Genomic DNA, 17,852 nt, shown 5'->3' with positions numbered 1-17,852 from the left:
GGATGCTCTACGTCGGCCCGCGCGCCGAGGTCGGCCCGGTTCGGCGGGAATCACCCCAGGCCACCGGCTCGGCGGGGGCGTGCGGCGGCTCCCCATGGGGCGCCCGCCGGGTGGTGCGCGCGTGCCCGTGACGCGAAGCATCGTATTCCGTATGCCTGTTGACAGTGCGGGGCGGCCACCGCACGATGCATCGCGGCGTGAGGGTGTTTGACCACCGATCAAGCCCGCCGTACCGGCGGCGGGCCGCCCGGCCGATGTGCGAGACCGCCGAACCCCCCCGGTCTATCAGCCCTTCCTTCGTTCTTCCGTTCTTCCGCCCCGTACTGCGCCATGTCACACAGCACTGGATGAGGAGCGCCCGTGACCCCCCAGTCCCCCCAGTCCCCGCAGTCCGCCGCCACCCGTGACCTCGTCGTCGCGGTCAGCCCCTTCGAGGAGCCGCACCCGCGGATCGTGATCGCCGCCGAGCGCGCCGGGGCCCTCGGGCTGCTCGATCTCGGCCGGGACCCGAGCGCCGCGCGGCGCGGCTTCGCGGAGCTTGCCCGCAGGCTCGGCGGTGGCGTAGGCGGCGTAGGCGGTGACGGAGGTGGTGACGGAGGCGGTGACGGACGCGGCCGCCCCTACGGGGTGCGGGTGCCGGCCGACTGCCCGGTCCGGCCCCGGGAACTCCCCGCCGAGGTGGACACGGTGCTGCTCGCCGACCCCGCGTCCCACACCTCGGCGCAGGTGGCCGCGTGGGCCGCGGCGGCCGGGCGGCCCCGGATCTGGGCCGAGGTCACCAGCCCGGCGGAGGCCGCGGCGGCCGTGGCCGCCGGGGCGGACGCGCTCGTCGCCAAGGGCCACGAAGCCGGCGGCCGGGTGGGCGGGGCCACCACCTTCGTGCTGCTCCAGCAGCTGCTCGGCGACCCGGGGGTCCGAGTACCCGTACGGGCGCACGGCGGGATCGGTCCGCACACGGCGGCCGCCGCCGTCGCGGGCGGGGCGGCCGGGGTGCTGCTCGACGTACAACTGACCCTGACGGTCGAGGGGGAGGCCGGACTGCCGGGGGAAGTGGCGGCGGCGCTCCGGGCGATGGACGGTTCCGAGACCAGGCTGGCCGACGGACACCGGGTGTTCGCGCGGCCCGACCTGAACCCGCCCGAGGGGCCGGTGGCCGCACTGCTCGGAGCCCGGGACCTGCGCGCGCAGTTGCTGCCCGTCGGCCAGGACGGGGCCTCGGCTGCCCGGCTGGCCGCGCGGTACCGGACCACGGGCGGTGTGCTCCAGGCCGTACGAGGGGCCATCGCCGGGCACCTGGCGGCGGCGGTGTCGGCCCGGCCGCTCGCGCGGCCGCTGTCCGTCGCGCAGGGCCCGATGACCCGGGTCAGTGACCAGGCGGCCTTCGCCGAGGCGGTGGCCGGCGCGGGCGGGGTCCCGTACCTGGCGCTCGCGGTGATGGAGGGCCCGGACGTACGCCGGCTGCTGGCCGAGAGCGCCGAACGGCTCGGGGAACGTCCCTGGGGCGTGGGTCTGCTCGGCTTCGCACCGCCCGAACTGAGGCGGGAGCAGCTGGCGGCCGTGGCCGAGATCCGCCCGCCGTACGCGATCATCGCCGGCGGAACCCCGGCGCAGGCGGCCCCGCTGGAGTCGGCCGGGATCCGGACACACCTCCATGTGCCCTCGCCAGGGCTGCTGGAGCGGTATCTCGCCGAGGGGGCACGGCGGTTCGTGTTCGAGGGGCTGGAGTGCGGCGGGCACGTCGGGCCGCGCGCCTCCTTCCCGCTGTGGGAGGAACAGATCGAGCGGCTGCTGTCCTGCCCCGAACCGGAGGCCCTGGACGTGCTGTTCGCGGGCGGGATCCACGACGAGCGCTCCGCGGCGATGGCGATGGCGGCCGCGGCGCCTCTGGCGGAGCGCGGCGCGCGCATCGGCGTGCTGATGGGCACCGCCTACCTGTTCACGGCGGAGGCGGTGACGGCGGGCGCGGTGCTGCCGGGCTTCCAGCGCGCGGCGGTGGAGTGCACGCGGACCGTGCTGCTGCACACCGCGCCCGGCCACGCGACGCGCTGCGCGGCCACTCCGTACGCCGAGACCTTCGAGGAGACCCGGCGCCGGCTCGCGGAGAGCGGCACCGAGCCGCGGCGGATGTGGGAGGAACTGGAGGGGCTCAACCTGGGGCGGCTACGGATCGCCGCCAAGGGCTTGCGCCGACCCCAGCCGGGCGGCTCCGCCGGGGTGACGGTGGCTGCCGGTGCTGCCGGTGCTGCCGGTGCTGCCGGTGCTGCCGGTGCTGCCGGTGAAGCCGGGGCGGCCATGGCGGCTGGGGCGCCTGGGGCGGCCGGTGATGCCGGTGCTGCCAGGGCTGCTGATGAGGCCATTGCGGCCATTGCGGCCGGTGATGCCGGAGCGGCCAGGGCTGCCCGTGAGGCTGGGGCGGCCGGTGAGGCCGGTGAGGCCGGCGCGGCCGGGGTGGTCGCGGCTGGCGGGGGCGGGGTGGAGCGGACGGAGGGCGTCCCGCTGGAGTCTGTGAGTGAGGAACAGCAGTACGCCGAGGGGCTGTTCATGCTCGGTCAGGCCGCGACCCTGCGGACCGCGACCACCACCGTCGCCGCATTGCACGCCCAGGTGACCGAGGGGGCCACGCGGCTTCTGGAACGGCGGGCCCTGGACCTCGCCGAACCGGCCCCCGCGCCGCCGTCCGACCCGCTCGACATCGCCATCGTCGGGATGGCCTGCGCCTACCCCGGTGCCCCCGACCTCGCCGCCTACTGGGCCATGGTGCTCGCCGGGACGGACGCCGTGACCGAGGTGCCCGCCGAGCGCTGGGATCCGACGCTCTACTACGACCCCGACCCGGCCCGGGCCGGCGAGCGCACCCCGTCCCGCTGGGGCGGATTCCTCGGCCCGGTGCCCTTCGACGCACTCGCGTACGGCATCCCGCCCGCCTCCCTCATCGGGATCGAGCCGGTACAGCTGCTGGCCCTGGAGATATCCGCGCGAGCGCTCGGCGACGCCGGTTACGGCAAGGGCCGGGAGTTCGACCGCTCCCGCACCTCGGTGGTCTTCGGTGCGGAGGCCGGTACCGAACTGGCGGGCGCGTACGGACTGCGCGCCCTGCACCCCGCCTACCTGGGCGAACTCCCGCCCGCGCTGGACGAGCAACTGCCGCGCCTCACCGAGGACTCCTTCCCCGGGATCCTCGCCAACGTCATCGCGGGCCGGGTCGCCAACCGCCTCGACCTCGGCGGCGCGAACTGCACGGTCGACGCCGCCTGCGCCTCCTCGCTGGCCGCGCTGGACCTCGCCTGCCGCCAACTGCGCGACGGGGACTCGGACATGGTGCTGTGCGGCGGCGCCGACGTGCACAACGGCATCAACGACTACCTGATGTTCGCCTCCGTCCGCGCCCTGTCGCCCGGCGGACGCTGCCGGCCCTTCGACGCGGCCGCCGACGGCATCGCCCTCGGTGAGGGCGTGGGCGCGCTCGTCCTGAAGCGGCTCGCGGACGCGGAGCGGGACGGGGACCGGGTCTACGCCGTGATCAAGTCGGTCGGCGCCTCCAGCGACGGCCGTTCACTCGGCCTCACGGCGCCCCGGCCGGAAGGCCAGCGGCGAGCGCTGGAACGAGCCTACGAACGCGCCGGGGTCGCCCCCGGCAAGGTGGGGCTGGTCGAGGCGCACGGCACCGGCACCGTGGTCGGCGACAGCACCGAACTGGCCGTGCTGAGCGAGCTGTTCACGGCCTCCGGGGCCGAGGTCGGATCCTGCGCCCTGGGCTCGGTGAAATCACAGGTCGGCCACACCAAGTGCGCGGCGGGGCTGGCCGGGCTGATCAAGGCGGCCCGGGCGGTCCACGCGGGCGTGCGCCCCCCGACCCTGCACATCGACACGCCGAACCCGGCCTGGCGGGCGGATACCAGCCCCTTCTTCTTCTCCTCCGAGGCCCGGCCCTGGCCGCAGCCCCCGCAGCGGCGCATCGCCGGGGTGAGCGCCTTCGGCTTCGGCGGCACCAACTACCACGCCGTACTGGCCGGTTACGGGGGAGCCGGGGAACCCCGGCACGGGCTGGAGAAGTGGCCGGCCGAGCTGTTCTGCTTCCGCGGCCAGGACCGGCGGGCGGCGGGCCGGGCGATGGCGCGGCTCGCGGCCCGCCTGGAGGAGAACGACGCGGCCGGGCGGCCGTGGGCGCTGCGCGACCTCGCGGCAGAGGTCGCCTCCGACCCCGGGCCGGTCCAGGTGGCGGTCGTGGCCGCCGGCCCGGACGAACTGGCGGCCCGGCTGGAGCGGGCGCGGGCCTTCACTCCGGGCGCGGGGGTCCACGTACGGGCGGAATCGGCGGATCCGGGGCGGGTGGCGTTCCTGTTCCCCGGGCAGGGCAGCCAACGCCCCGGCATGCTGGGCGAGTTGTTCATGGCGTTCCCCGAGGTGCGCGGGCTGCTGGACGAGGCGCCGGGGGCGGTGGTCTCGGCGATGTTCCCGCCGGCGGCGTTCACCGCCGAGGAGCGGGCCGCTCGGCGGGCGGCGGTCACGGACACCCGGGTGGCCCAGCCGGCGCTCGGGCTGGCGGGGGCGGCCGCGCATCTGTTGCTCGGTGAACTCGGCGTACGGCCGGACTGCGTGGCCGGGCACTCGTACGGAGAACTCACGGCGCTCTGGGCGGCAGGGGCGTACGACACACGGGACCTGCTGCGGCTCAGCACCCGCCGGGCCGAGGCGATCGTGGCGGCCGCCGGGGCGGATCCGGGGTCGATGGCGGCGGTGTCGGCGGCGCCGGAGGAGGTACGGGAGATCGCGGCGCGCGCCGGATGCGTGGTGGCGAACCACAACGCGCCCCGGCAGTGTGTGATCTCGGGCCCGGCGGCGGCCGTTTCCGCGGCGGTGTCGGCGCTGCGTGAGGCGGGCCTGTCGGCCGAACCGCTGCCCGTGGCGTGCGCGTTCCACAGCGAGGTGGTGGCGGGGGCGGCGGCCGCCCTCGCGACGGAACTCGCGGCCACGGCGGTGTCCGCGCCGGGCATCCAGGTGTGGTCGAACACGACGGCCGGGCCGTATCCGGCCTCCGCCGAAGAGGTACGAGGCCTGGCCGCGCGCCAGCTCGCGGAGCCGGTCCGCTTCGTGGAGGAAGTGGAGGCCATGTACGCGGCCGGCGTCCGGACCTTCGTGGAGACGGGCCCGGGCCGGGTGCTCTCCGGCCTGCTGGGCCGCATCCTGGGCGACCGCCCGCATACGGTGGTCCCGCTGGACGTGCCGGGCGAGCACGGCCTGGTCCGGCTGGTCACGGCGCTGGCGGAGCTGGCGGCGGCGGGCGTTCCGGTCGCCCCCGAGGCCCTCTTCCGCGGCCGCACCTCCGCTCTGCCGGACCGCGCCCCGCGCCGCCCGGGCTGGCTGGTCGACGGCCACCTGGTCCGTACGTCGGACGGCACCCCGATCGCGGGCGGCCTCCAGCCGGCCCGCCGGTTGCCTCCGGCGGCGGGGGCGGTCCCGGCTCCGCGCGCGACCACCGCGCCGCCCGCCGATGCCGTCACGGCTTCCGCCGCAGGCCCGGGGATTGCTACGACCGCCGGTCCGGCCCTGCCCGCAGGCCCGGTCCCAATCCCGACCGCCGGTCCGGTCCCGGACCTGTCCGTAGGCCCGGCTTCGGTCCCGGCCGCCGAAGCGGTGAGCGGCACCTCGGTGTCCGGAGTGGCTGATCTGGGCTGGTGGGTGGCCGCCGGCGCAGGGGTGGGTGGGGGTTCGGCTTCGGTCCTGGCCGCAGGCCAAGGCTCAGGCCCGGTCCCGGCTGCGGAAGCCGTGAACGGCACCTCGGTGTCCGGAGTTGCTGATCCGGGCCGGGGGGTGGCCTCGGCTACGCGGGCGGCCGCCGACCGGCGTGAGGAGGCGGTGCTGGAGTACCTCCGCGGTACCCGCGAACTGGTCCAGGCACAGCGGGACATCCTGCTGGGCTACCTGGGCGCGGCGGCATCCGCGGGCGACCGGCCCCCGGCCCCCGGGGTGGGCCCGGCTGAGGCGGGGCACACCGGGTGGCCCCTCACCGCGCCCGGGACTGAGGGCTGGGCCGGGGCTGGCCCCGTACCGGGGCTGTCCCAGCCCAACGGCAGCCACCCCGTGGGCACGGCGATGCCCCACACCGCCGGACCCGCCCCAGCCGGCCAGGCGGCGCCCCACCCGTGGCCCGCCACCGAGACGGCCGGCCCGGGGATCCCCGGGGCCCCCGCCGGCGCAGCCCGCGACTCATGGCTGGCGTCCGCACATAGCGGCGGGCACCAGGCGGGCGCAGCGCCAGGCACAGGGATGCCCGCGGCCGACGCCCCCGGGGCGGGGATGTCCGGGGTCCCGGGTGTCGTGCCTGGGCCGTGGCAGAGCGATGTGGTGGGCGCGGTCCCGGGCGTGTTCGCGGTTGGCGCCCAGGCGGGCGGGCCGGGGGCAGTCCCTGGTATGGGGATGTCCGGGGGCTCGGGGGTTGTGCCCGGGCTGTGGCGGAGCGATGTGGCGGGCGTGTTCGCGGCCGGCGGTCCGGCGGACACCGGCACACCGCAACCCGCTGGATGCGACCGGTCCGCCGAGGTGGTCATGGACATCGTCCTGGAGATCGTGCACACCCGGACCGGGTACCCGCGGGACATGCTCGACCCCGGGCTGGATCTGGAGGCGGACCTGTCGATCGACTCCATCAAGCGCGTCGAGATCATCGGCGCCCTCGCCGACCGGATCGGGCTCCCGCAGGGCACGGACGGGACCGCCGAGTCCGCCGTCGAGGAGCTGTCCCGGATCAAGACCCTTCGCGGGATCGTCGACTGGGTCACCTCCCACACCGCCGAGCCCGAAGCGGAACCGTCAGTGGCGTCGGCGTCGGCGTCGGCGTCGGCGTCGGCGCCGGAGCCGGAGCCCGCCGAGGTTGCGGTCGCCGCACCGGCGTCCAACCCGGCCCCCCGTGCGCGCCCGGCCGCCGACCCCGTCCTGGTTCCCGGCTCGCCCCCTCACGCGGCCCCCGGCCCGGCCCCCGTCCCGGCCCTCCACGCGCGCCCCGCCGCCGGCGCCAATCCGGCCCCGGTCCCGGCCCTGCACGTGCGCCAGGCCGCCGGCCCCGGCCCGGTTCCCAACCCGGCCCCCGCCGCCGGCCCCGCCTCGGCCCCGGTCAGCCGGTTTCGGGTCGGCCTGGTCCCCGTAGCCCAGGCCGCCGGAAACCCCGAGGCCCTGCGCGGGCTGCGGATCGGGGTCGTCGAGGACGGCCAGGGCGTCGCGCTCGTACTCGGCGAGGCCCTGCGGGCCCACGGGGCCGAGGTGCGGGTCCTCGCCGAAGCGGAGGCCGCCCTGGACGGGGTCGTCGATCTGTCCGCGCTGCGGCCAGAGGGGTCAGAGGGGCCAGAGGGGTCGGACGCCGAGCCCGTGCTGCCCCAGGCCTTCCCCGGCCTGCGCAGGGCGCTGACCGGCGGGGTGCGCAGGCTGCTCCTCGTCTCCACGCCCGGCACCCGCGGCGCGGGCCTGCACGGCTTCGCCCGCAGCGCCGCCCTCGAATTCCCCGGCGCGCTGATCCGCGCCGTGGACGTCCACCCCAAGGAGGCCCCCGAGCAAGTGGCGGCGCAGCTCCTCGCCGAGTTGAGCTGCGACGTGGCGGCCACCGACGCCCCCGCCGACGCCCCCGCGTCCGTCGGGTACACCGCCGAGGGCCTGCGGGTCACCCGCCGCCCGGTGCCCGCGCCGCTGCTCGCCACGCCCGCCGCCCCGGCATCCCTCGACGCCGGCTCCGTGGTGCTGCTCACCGGCGGGGCCCGCGGGATCACCGCCCGGACCGCCCTCGCGCTGGCCCGCGCCACCGGCTGCCACGTGGAACTGTTCGGCCGCACCCCCGAACCACCGCCCCAGGAGGACGAGTTCGGGCACGCGCACGACCGGGTCGCGCTCCGCGCCGCGCTGATCGCCGCGGGGCTCCGCAAGCCCGCCGAGATCGAGGCGGCGGCCTCCCGGATCCTCGCCGAGCGCGAGGTACGGGCCACCCTGGCGGCCCTCGCCACGACGGCGGCCTCCGTCCGCTACCACCGGGCGGACGTCACCGACGGGCGGGCCGTACGGGCCGTCGTGGCCGACATCCGCGCCCGGCACGGCCGGCTCGACGGCATCGTGCACGGCGCCGGGATCCTGCGCGACGGGCTGCTGCGCGACAAGCAACCCGCCGACTTCACCGAGGTGTTCACCGCCAAAGTGGCCGGCGCCCGCCACCTGGCCGCCGCAGCCGCCGAGCACGGCACGGCGCCCGCGCCCCGGTTCCTGGCCCTGTTCGGCAGCGTCGCCGGGGTCTACGGCAACCGCGGCCAGAGTGACTACGCCGCGGCCAACGACGCGCTCGACGGCCTCGCGCACACCTGGGCGGAGTCCTTCCCCGGCCGGGTGCTGGCGGTCGACTGGGGACCCTGGGCGGCGGAGGCGGGCGGGATGGTCACCCCCGAGCTGGAGCACGCGTACGCCCGGCGCGGCATCCCGCTGATCACGCCGGAGGCCGGCACCGCCGCGTTCCTCGCCGAACTCGCGCACGGAACCGACGTACAGGTGGTCCTGATGGCGCGGGAGGGCCGCGGCGATGAGTGAGCGACAGAGGCGCGGCGGCCCCCGCCCGACCGACGCGGCGATCGTGGGGATGGGCGCCGTCTTCCCGGGGGCCGCGGACCTGGCCGGGTACCGCCGCAATCTCCTCGCCGGCACGGACTCCATCGGTGAAGTCCCCCCGAACCGCTGGGATCCGGACGTGTACTACGACCCGGACGGCGCCGGCGGCCCCGCCTCGGGCGACCGCTTCTACTGCCGGCGCGGCGGCTTCGTCGACGGCCTCGCCGCCTTCGACCCGACCCGGTTCGGGATCATGCCGGCCGCGGTGGAGGGCGCCGAGCCGGACCAGATGCTGGCCCTGCACGCGACGGCCGAGGCCCTCGCGGACGCGGGCGGCGAGGACCGGCTGCCGGCCGACCGCTCCCGGATCGGGGTGGTGCTGGGGCGCGGTGGATTCATGGGAGTGGCCACGGCCCGCCTGGACCAACGGGTACGTACCGCACACCAGTTGGCGCATACCCTACGGGAGCTCGCGCCCGAGCTGGGCGAGCGGCGGATCTCGCAGGTGCGGTCGGCGTTCCAGGAGGCGCTCGGCCCGGAGCGGCCGGACGCGTCGATCGGACTGGTACCGAGTTTCACCGCCGCCCGGACCGCGAACCGGCTGGACTTCCGCGGCCCCGCCTACACCCTGGACGCGGCCTGCGCCTCCTCACTGCTGGCCGTGGACCAGGCCGTGGGCCTGCTGGCGTCCGGGCGCTGCGACGCGGTGGTCGCGGGCGCGGTGCACCACTGCCACATCGCCACGCTGTGGAGCGTGTTCACGCAACTGCGGGCGCTCAGCCCGAGCGAGCGGATCAGGCCCTTCGACCGCCGGGCCGACGGCACCCTGCTGTCCGAAGGCACCGGCGTGGTGCTGCTGAAGCGGCTGGCGGACGCGGAGCGGGACGGCGACCGCGTCTACGCGGTGATCCGCGGCACGGGCGTGGCCGGGGACGGCCGTGCGGCGAGCCTGATGAGTCCCCTCGTCGCCGGCCAGGTACGGGCACTGGAGCGGGCCTGGCGGGAGGCGGGTCTGGATCCGCGGTCGCCGGGCGCGCTCGGGCTGCTGGAGGCGCACGGCACGGGCACCCCGGTCGGGGACACAGCCGAACTGGACACCCTGGCCCAGGTGTTCGGCCCGCCCGAGCGGGGGGACGCGCGCGGGATCGGCTTCGGGTCGGTGAAGTCGATGCTGGGGCACACCATGCAGGCCTCCGGTATGGCCGGGCTGATCAAGGCCGCGCTCGCGGTGCACGAGGGGGTGCTGCCGCCGACCCTGCACCTGGAGGAGCCGCACCCGGACCTGGTACGGACCCGGATGCGGCCCCTGGCGGCGGCGGAGCCCTGGGAACGCGGACCGGCGCCCCTCCGGGCCGGGGTCAACGCGTTCGGCTTCGGCGGGATCAACGCGCACGTGGTACTGGAGGAGGCTCCGGCGGCCGCGCGCCCGACGGCTCCGACGAGGCGGTTCCTGCCGCTGGGAGCCGGGGCCGCGCCCGTGGGTCCGGCCTCCGCCCGGGAGGACGTACTCCTGCTGGCGGCGGACAGCCCCGAGCGGTTGTCGGCCCGGCTGTCGGACCAACTGGCCTCCGGAGCACCGGTGTCGGGCGGCGACGGGCCGTGCCGGCTGGCGGTGGTCGGGCCGACACCGCAGCGGCTCGCGCTGGCCGCGAAGGCGGTGGCGCGCGGGCGCGCCTGGCGGGGGCGCGGGGACGTGTGGTTCGCCCCGGAGCCGCTGGGCGGCCGGACCGCCTTCCTGTTCCCGGGCCTGGAACCGGAGTTCGCGCCCGTGGTGGACGACGTGGCGGACCGGCTCGGGCTCGCCCGGCCCCCGCTCACCCGGGGCTCGTCACTCGTCGAACGGGCCCTGGACGCGATCGCGACCGGCCGGTTCTTCGCCGAGGTCCTGCCCGGGCTCGGCATCGAGGCCGAGGTACTGGCGGGCCACAGCCTGGGGGAGTGGGCGGCGATGGTGGCCGCCGGCATGTATCCGCGGGAAGCGGCCGACACCTTCCTCGCCTCGCTGCGGCCGGGCGACCTGCTGGTCCCGGATCTCGTGTACGCGGCGCTGGGCTGCGGTGCGCGGCGGGCGGAGGCGGCGCTCCACGGCCTGGACCGGGTCGTGGTCAGCCACGACAACTGCCCGCACCAGTCGGTGATATGCGGGGATCCCGGCCAAGTCGCCTCCGTGGTCGCCCGGTTGCGCGCCGATGGGGTGCTCGGCCAGGAGCTGCCCTTCCGCTCGGGATTCCACACCCCGATGTGGGAGCCGTACCTGGGCCAGGTCCGGGCCGCCTTCGAGCGGCTGCCGCCGCGGGCCGGCTCCCTCCCCGTCTGGTCGGCGACCACGTGCGCGCCGTTCCCCTCCGCGCCCGGCGACGTACGGGAGCTGGTGGTCCGCCACCTCCTGGAGCCGGTCCGCTTCCGCGAGCTGATCCTGCGGCTCTACGAGGACGAGGGCGTCCGGAGCTTCGTGACGCTGGGCCCCGGCAGCCTGCCGGGGTTCGTCGAGGACACCCTGCGCGAACACCCCCACCTCTCGGTGGCCGCCTCCTCTCCACGCCTCGGCGGGCTGGCTGCGCTGCGTCGCGCGTGCGCCGCGCTCTGGGCCGAGGGGCACGCCCCGCGCTGGGACCGGCTGGCCGGAGCGGGTACCGCCGCGGGCGCAGCGGCGCCGTCTGCCGCCCCGGCCGCCGGCCGCCGCGGCCCGCGGGCCGCGCCCACCGGTCCGGGGCCCAGCTCCAGCCCCGGGCGGGGTTCCGGCCCCGGTACCGGCCGCGGCATGCCCCTGGACCTCGGTTCTCCGCTGGTCCGCCTCGGCGAGTCCGCCCGGGCCTCCCTAACCGGCCTCCTGACGCCGAACCCGCCGAGCCCGCAAGGTCTGCCGAGCGCGCAGGGCCTGCCGAGCTTGCCGAGCGCGCCGAACCTGCCGAACCCGCCGAGCCCGCAGGGCCTGCCGAGCCCGCAGACCCCGCCGAACCCGCCGAACCCGCAAGATGTGCCGAGCGCGCAGGGCCTGCCGAGCCCGCCGAGCGCGCAGAGCCCGCCGAGTCCGCCGACCCTGCCGAGCCCGCAGGGCCCGCCAAGCCCGCCGAGCCTGCCAAGCCCGCCGAGCCCGCCGACCCTGCCGAGCCCGCCGAGCCTGGAGACCCCGCAGGCCCCACCGACACCGGCGGAGCCGGCCGGTCCCCGGCCGGTCCTGCTGTCCGCCCTGGACGCGGTGCTCGCCGACACCGGCGCGGCCGCCCGGAGCGTCACCGAGGCCTGGTCGGCCGTACGCCCGCCGGATGCGGCGGTGCCCGCGGAGCCGGCCCACCACGGTGCGGGAAGGGCCACGGGGAAGGAACTCCTGCGGCTGTCCCTCGCCGCGCTGCCCTCCGTACGGGACCACTGCGTGTACCTCCAGCCCGACGGCTGGCCGGAGGACTCCGACCGGTTCCCGGTCGTGCCCATGACCACCATGCTGGAGCTGGCCGCCGAGGCCGCCCTGCGGTACGCCCCGCCCGGCCTCGCCGTCATCGGCTACGAGGACGTACGGGCCCTGCGGTGGCTCGCCGTCGAGCCGGCCGTGGACGTCGAGGTCACCGTCCGCGGCGATGGGCCCGGCCGGACGCGCGTCGCCCTCGGGGAGTACGCGAGCGTGGTCGTGCTGCTCGGCCCGCGCTACGGGGAGCCGCCCGCGCCCGACCCCACGTCCCTGCGCGACCCGGAGCCCGCCCCCGTCAGCGCGGAGGCGCTGTACCGGGACCGGTGGATGTTCCACGGCCCCCGCTTCGCCGGGGTGCACGAGGTGCGGTCCGTGGGCGCGGACGGCATCGCGGGGGTCCTGCGGGCGCTTCCCGATCCGGGCGCGCTGCTCGACGCCGCCGGGCAGCTGTTCGGGCACTGGATGCAGCTGCGGCTGCCGGTGGACCGGCTGGTGTTCCCGGCCACCGTGGACCGCGTCCGCTTCTTCGGCCCCCCGCCGGCCCCGAGGGAGCTGGTCGCCGCCACCGCCCGCATCCGCGAGGTGCGCGCCGTCACCGTACGCGGTGACATCGAGCTGCGCCGGGCCACCGGCGAGGTGTGGGCGCGGATCGAGGGGTGGACGTACCGGCGCTTCGGCGCCGACGAGCGGGTCTGGCCGATGAAGTTCACCCCGGAGGTGTGCGGCATCGGCGAGCCCCGGCCCGAGGGCTGGTGCCTGGCCCGCCGGCGCTGGAGCGACCCCGCCTCGCGGGAGCTGGTGATGCGCCGCTACCTCGGCGCCGCCGAACGGGCGGCCTACGAGCGGCTGTCGCCGCGTGCCCGGGATCCCTGGCTGCTGGGCCGGATCGCGGCCAAGGACGCGCTGCGCCAGGCGTTGTGGGACGCCGGAGCCGGTCCGGTGTTCCCGGTGGAAGTGCCGATCGGAAACGATCCGGCGGGCCGCCCGCTGGCCCGGGGACCGCTGACCGGAGGCCTGCGGCTGTCGATCGCGCACAAGGACCGGATCGCGGTCGCTCTCGCTCACCCCTCCCGGGCGGTCGGCATCGACGTGGAGCCGGTGACCGCCGACCCGGACGCGCTGGTCCGCATCGCCCTCGGCCCGGACGAGATCCGACTCGCCGAAGGGCTGGCCGTCCGCGAGGGCACCGGCCTGCCGGCCGCGCTGACCGCCCTGTGGTGCGCCAAGGAGGCCGCCGCCAAGGCGGAGGGCACCGGGCTCGGCGGCCGGCCCCGCGCGTGGCGGGTGACCGAGGACGCCGAAAGCCCGGACTGCGGCGGTCTGTCGGTGCGGTCTCCCGACGGGCGCACGTACCCGGTCCGCACCACCCTGCTCACCCTCGCGCCGCTCGACCACGTCGTCGCCTGGACCGTCGGCCCCGCGGCGGCGTCCCCCGTCCCCTTCCCCCTCACGGAGGCCCGTCATGGCACCTGACATCCTCGCCGAGATCACCTCGATGCTCGTGGAGATCGTCGGCGACGAGTACCTGCTCGCGGAGGAGGTCACGATGAAGACGACGTTCAACGAGGATCTCGCTCTGGAGAGCGTCGAGTTCGTCGCGCTCGCCGAGCTGCTGCACCATCGCTACGGCGCCGACGTGGACCTGATGGGCTTCCTGGCGGAGAAGGACATGGACGCCATCCTCGCCATGTCCGTCGGTGAACTCGTCACACACATCGGCCGGATCACGCACGCCTCCCTCGCGCGGTCCTCGGCGGCCACCGCACCCCTCACCGCGCCCCTCACCACGCCACCCGTCCCTCAGCCCGCCACGACCACGCCCGCCGCGCCAGCCCCCGCCGCGCCCGCGCCAGGCACGTCAGCCCCCGCCGCGACCGCCCCCGGCACGCCGTCCCCCGCCGCGCCCGTGGCCGACGTGTCCGCCGTACCCGCGTCGGCCGGCTGAGCCCGCCATGGCCTTCGTCCTCGCGGGCTCGCTCCGCTTCCACGTCCAGCGGCTCCCGGCCACCGGGGCCGCCGGCCCCGGCCGGCCCGTCGTGGTGTTCCTCCACGGGCTGGTCGTCGACAACCTGTCCTCCTTCTACTGTCCCCTGGCCGTACCGGTGGCCCGGGCCGGGCACGAGACCGTCCTCTACGATCTGCGAGGCCACGGCCGCACCGAGCGCCCGGCCACCGGATACGACAGCCGCACGGCCGTACGGGACCTCTTCGCGCTGCTCGGCGCGCTGGACCTCGCCGGGCGCCCGGTCCACCTGGTCGGCAACAGCTACGGCGGCACCCTCGCGCTGCACGCCGCCCTGGCCCGGCCCGACCTCGTCGCCGGGCTCACCCTCCTCGAACCCCCGCTCGGCGGCGCCTGGGTGGAGAACATGCTGGACACCCTGTCGGCCGCCGCGCTGAGTCTCGAGGACACCCCGGTCCCCGCCGAGCTGCTCACCTTGCGGCTGCGCAAGGCCGCCCACCTCACGGCCATCGCCGACGATCTCCTCAACCGCACCTCGCTGATCGACGACATCGCCGGAAGCCGCACCTTCACCCCGTCCGACTACGCCCGGCTGCGCTGCCCGGTCCTGATCGTCTGCGGCGAACACTCCGAACTCGTTCCGGGAGCACGGGAACTGGCCCGGCACGCCCCGCGGGTCACCTCCATCGAGATCCTTCCGGGCCTGGGACACGACGTGCTCAAGGAGAGCAGCGGGACCCTGCGCAAGACCGTACTGGCCCATCTCGACGCGACGGCCGACCTGGCCGCGCGAACGCCACGGGCGGGAGCTCTGGTCCCATGAGGGTGCTCTTCACGGTCCCGCCACTGGCGGGGCACGTCAATCCGACGGTGGCCGTCGGGGCCGAACTGGCCGCCCGGGGACACGAGATCGCCTGGACCGGTCCGGCCTCCGTACTCGCCGGCCTGCTGCCCGCGCGCGCCCGGATCCTGCCGGCCGGCGAGGGAGCGGGCAGCTCCTACACCGCGCTGCACGAACGCTGGCGCGATCTGCGCGGGGTCGCGGCGCTGCGCTTCCTCTGGGAGGAGGCGCTGGTGCCGCTCGCCCGGGCGATGGTGCCGGGCGTGACCCGGGCGGTGCGCACCTTCGAGCCGGATGTGCTGGTCGCCGACCAGCAGGCCCTGGCCGGACCGCTGGTCGCCCGGCGGCTCGGCGTCCCGTGGGCCACGTCCGCCAGCACCTCCGCCGAACTCACCCGGCCCTTTGCGGACTTCCCGAAGGTCGGGGAGTGGGTGGCCGAGCAGATCGGCGGCCTGCTCGCGGAGTTCGAGGACGCGGGAGAGGCCGATGGCGGCAGCTGGGACCCGCGGTTCTCGGACCGGCTGGTGCTCGTCTTCTCCACTCCCGAACTCGTGGGAGGAGGCGAGGAGTTCCCGCCGCACTACGCCTTCGTCGGACCCGCGTTGGGCGCCCGTCCGGCCGCTCCCGATTTCCCCTGGCAGCGCCTGGACCCGGCGCGCCGGCGGGTACTGGTGTCGCTGGGCACCCTCAACCAGGAAGCGGGCGGCCGCTTCTACCGCGCGGTGCTCGGCGCCGCCGAACGGCTCGCCGACCGGGCACAGCTGGTGCTGGCGGCCCCCGCCTCCCTGATCGGGGACCCGCCCGGCCATTTGCTGCTCCGGGAGAGGGTCCCCCAGCTGGATCTGCTGCCGCATCTGGACGCGGTGCTCTGCCACGGCGGCCACAACACCGTGTGCGAGGCCCTCGCGCACGGGCTGCCGCTGGTGATCGCTCCGATCCGGGACGACCAGCCGATCGTCGCCCGGCAGGTCGTCGAAGCCGGGGCCGGGATCCGGGTCCGGTTCGGCAGGACCCGGGCCGAGGAACTGCGCGACGCGCTCACGGCCGTGCTGGACGACCCCGGCCCCCGCCGGGCAGCCCGGCGGATCCAGGCCTCATTCGCCGCGGCGGGCGGTGCCGCCGCCGCGGCCGACCGGTTGGAGAAGCTGATATGATGCCACCCCCGCTCCCGCGCGTCCGGTGGGTTCCGGCGGTGCTGCTCGCCGCGCTCGGTGCGGGCACCGTGCGCACCCGGCGGCGGCTGCGGGCGATCCCCGTGCTGCCCATGGTCCCGCCCGCCGCCGGTACGGTGCCGCGCGCCGCCGGGTGGCGGCTGCTCACCGCCCGGGGTGTCGAGCCCGACGCGGCCACCTTCCTCGCCGCCTGCGCGCACGCCGAGCGGGAGGGGCTGCGCGTGCTGGACCTGCTGCCGGCGGATCTGGCCGCCGAGCGGGCGCTCGGACTGCTGCGGCTGGTGGACCCGGCCCGCTACCGGGAGGACCGGCTCGGCGAAGGGCGGGGGGCCGGCTACGCCGTGCTCGTCGCGGAGGAGGTGCTCGCCCGGGCCGGGGTGGAGCCGGGCGCGCCGCGCCCCGTACCGGCGGAACTCCTCGCGCTCACCCGACGTTTGAAGGAGTACGCGGCCGATGCCACGGGTCTGGCCATCGCCCCCGCGCTGAGTTGCGGTCGGCCCGGCGCGGCCTCCCGGCGCCCCGGACCCGGGTCGCGGCGGGCCGCCGAGCTGCGGGCCCAGGGGCTGCCGCCCGGAGCGCTCGCGGCCGCGCAGCTGTGCGGGCTGGCGCTGCTCGCGGGCGCCGCCGTACGCCAGGGCCGGTGGGGCGCCGCCGCGGCCGGGCTGTACTGGCTTCAGCCGTACCTCGCCCTCGGCGGGCCCGGCTCCCCGCTGCGCCCCCACGACCTGGCCCGAGCCACCGCCGCCCGGCCGGCGTGCTCCCTCGCCGCCGCCCTGCGTACGGCCGCGGCGGCCGCCCGCGACCGGGGTGAGGGACCGGACACCGCCCGGGCCGCGGCCTACCGGGCCGACCTGGCCGCCGGCACCGACCGGTTCCTCGAACCGCGCCGCCCGGACTGCCCGTGGTGCGGCTCCCGGCGGCTCACGGTCCGGGTCCGGGTGCCGGACCTGCTCCAGGCAAAGCCCGGCCGGTTCACGCTGGAGCGCTGCGGGAACTGCGGTCACGTGTTCCAGAATCCCCGACTGACCCTGGAGGGACTGGAGTTCTACTACCGCGACTTCTACGACGGGCGCGGCGGCGCGGGTGCGGGCACGGTCTTCGGGCGGCTGGGCGCGGCCTACCGGGCGCGCGCCGAAATGCTCCGCCCCCATGTCGAGCCCCGGTCCTGGCTCGATGTCGGGACCGGGCACGGCCACTTCTGCAACGCGGCGCGGGCGGTCTGGCCGCATACCCGGTTCGACGGGCTGGACATGGGCGACGGTGTCCGCGAGGCCGAACGCCGCGGCTGGGTGCACACCGGATACCAGGGGCAGTTCCCGGAGTTCGCGTCGAAGCTGGCGGACCAGTACGAGGTCGTCAGCATGTACCACTACCTGGAGCACACCCGGGACCCGCTCGCCGAGCTGGACGCGGCGGCCGCCGTCCTCGCCCCCGGCGGATACCTGGCCATAGAGCTTCCTGATCCGCAGTCGCGCATGGCCAGGCTCCTCGGCCCGGCGTGGCTTCCCTGGTTCCAGCCGCAGCACCAGCACCTGATCCCGGCCGCGAACCTGCACGAGGCGCTGACCGACCGGGGGTTCACGGTCCTGGCCGAGGAGCACGGCCCGGCCCACCAGGGCAACGACTTCTTCGGCGCGGTGGCCCTCACCGCGACCCGCCTGGCCCCGGAACCCGAGCGGCCGTGGGGACCGCCGCCCACGCCCCGCACGCGGGCCGTCGCCGGTGCCGTGCGGGTGGCCGCGCTCCCGTTCTTCGCCGCCGCGGCGGCCCTCGACGCGCTGCGCACGGCGTCGGCCCGCCACACGGACGGCGGCAACGCCTACCGCCTGCTGGCCCGCAAGGACACCCGGTGACGCCCGCGACCGGTGCCGGCGGCCCCGCCCACCGGCCCCC

At 76.8% G+C, this 17,852-nt stretch carries 6 protein-coding genes; all 6 read left to right on the top strand.

The features are described from left to right. Positions 1 to 360: 360 nt before the first annotated feature. From MTF65_RS03445 to MTF65_RS03420, 6 genes are read left to right on the top strand one after another with little or no spacing between them, the layout of a single operon-like run. A complete protein-coding gene (locus MTF65_RS03445; protein ID WP_243626694.1) occupies positions 361 to 8,559 on the top strand; it encodes a type I polyketide synthase in 8,199 nt (2,732 codons plus the stop codon). After that, positions 8,552 to 13,456, top strand: coding sequence for a type I polyketide synthase (locus tag MTF65_RS03440; protein ID WP_243626693.1), 4,905 nt, complete (start codon positions 8,552 to 8,554; stop codon positions 13,454 to 13,456). Before MTF65_RS03445 ends, MTF65_RS03440 begins: the two co-directional genes overlap by 8 nt. Then, positions 13,446 to 13,928, top strand: coding sequence for a hypothetical protein (locus tag MTF65_RS03435; RefSeq protein ID WP_243626692.1), 483 nt, complete (start codon positions 13,446 to 13,448; stop codon positions 13,926 to 13,928). The genes MTF65_RS03440 and MTF65_RS03435 overlap by 11 nt, the downstream gene beginning before the upstream one ends. Positions 13,929 to 13,935: 7 nt before the next feature. Next, a complete protein-coding gene (locus MTF65_RS03430; RefSeq protein WP_243626691.1) occupies positions 13,936 to 14,769 on the top strand; it encodes an alpha/beta fold hydrolase in 834 nt (277 codons plus the stop codon). After that, complete coding sequence (locus tag MTF65_RS03425; RefSeq protein WP_243626690.1) at positions 14,766 to 15,941, top strand: glycosyltransferase; 1,176 nt, start codon at positions 14,766 to 14,768, stop codon at positions 15,939 to 15,941. The genes MTF65_RS03430 and MTF65_RS03425 overlap by 4 nt, the downstream gene beginning before the upstream one ends. After that, positions 15,938 to 17,812, top strand: coding sequence for a class I SAM-dependent methyltransferase (locus MTF65_RS03420; RefSeq protein WP_243626689.1), 1,875 nt, complete (start codon positions 15,938 to 15,940; stop codon positions 17,810 to 17,812). The genes MTF65_RS03425 and MTF65_RS03420 overlap by 4 nt, the downstream gene beginning before the upstream one ends. The last annotated feature ends 40 nt before the right edge of the window (positions 17,813 to 17,852 follow it).

This window comes from Streptomyces sp. APSN-46.1 (assembly GCF_022815725.1).
Lineage (GTDB): Bacteria > Actinomycetota > Actinomycetes > Streptomycetales > Streptomycetaceae > Streptomyces.
The sequence above is the reverse complement of the archived record's forward strand: the minus strand, read 5'-3'. Positions and strand labels throughout refer to the sequence as shown.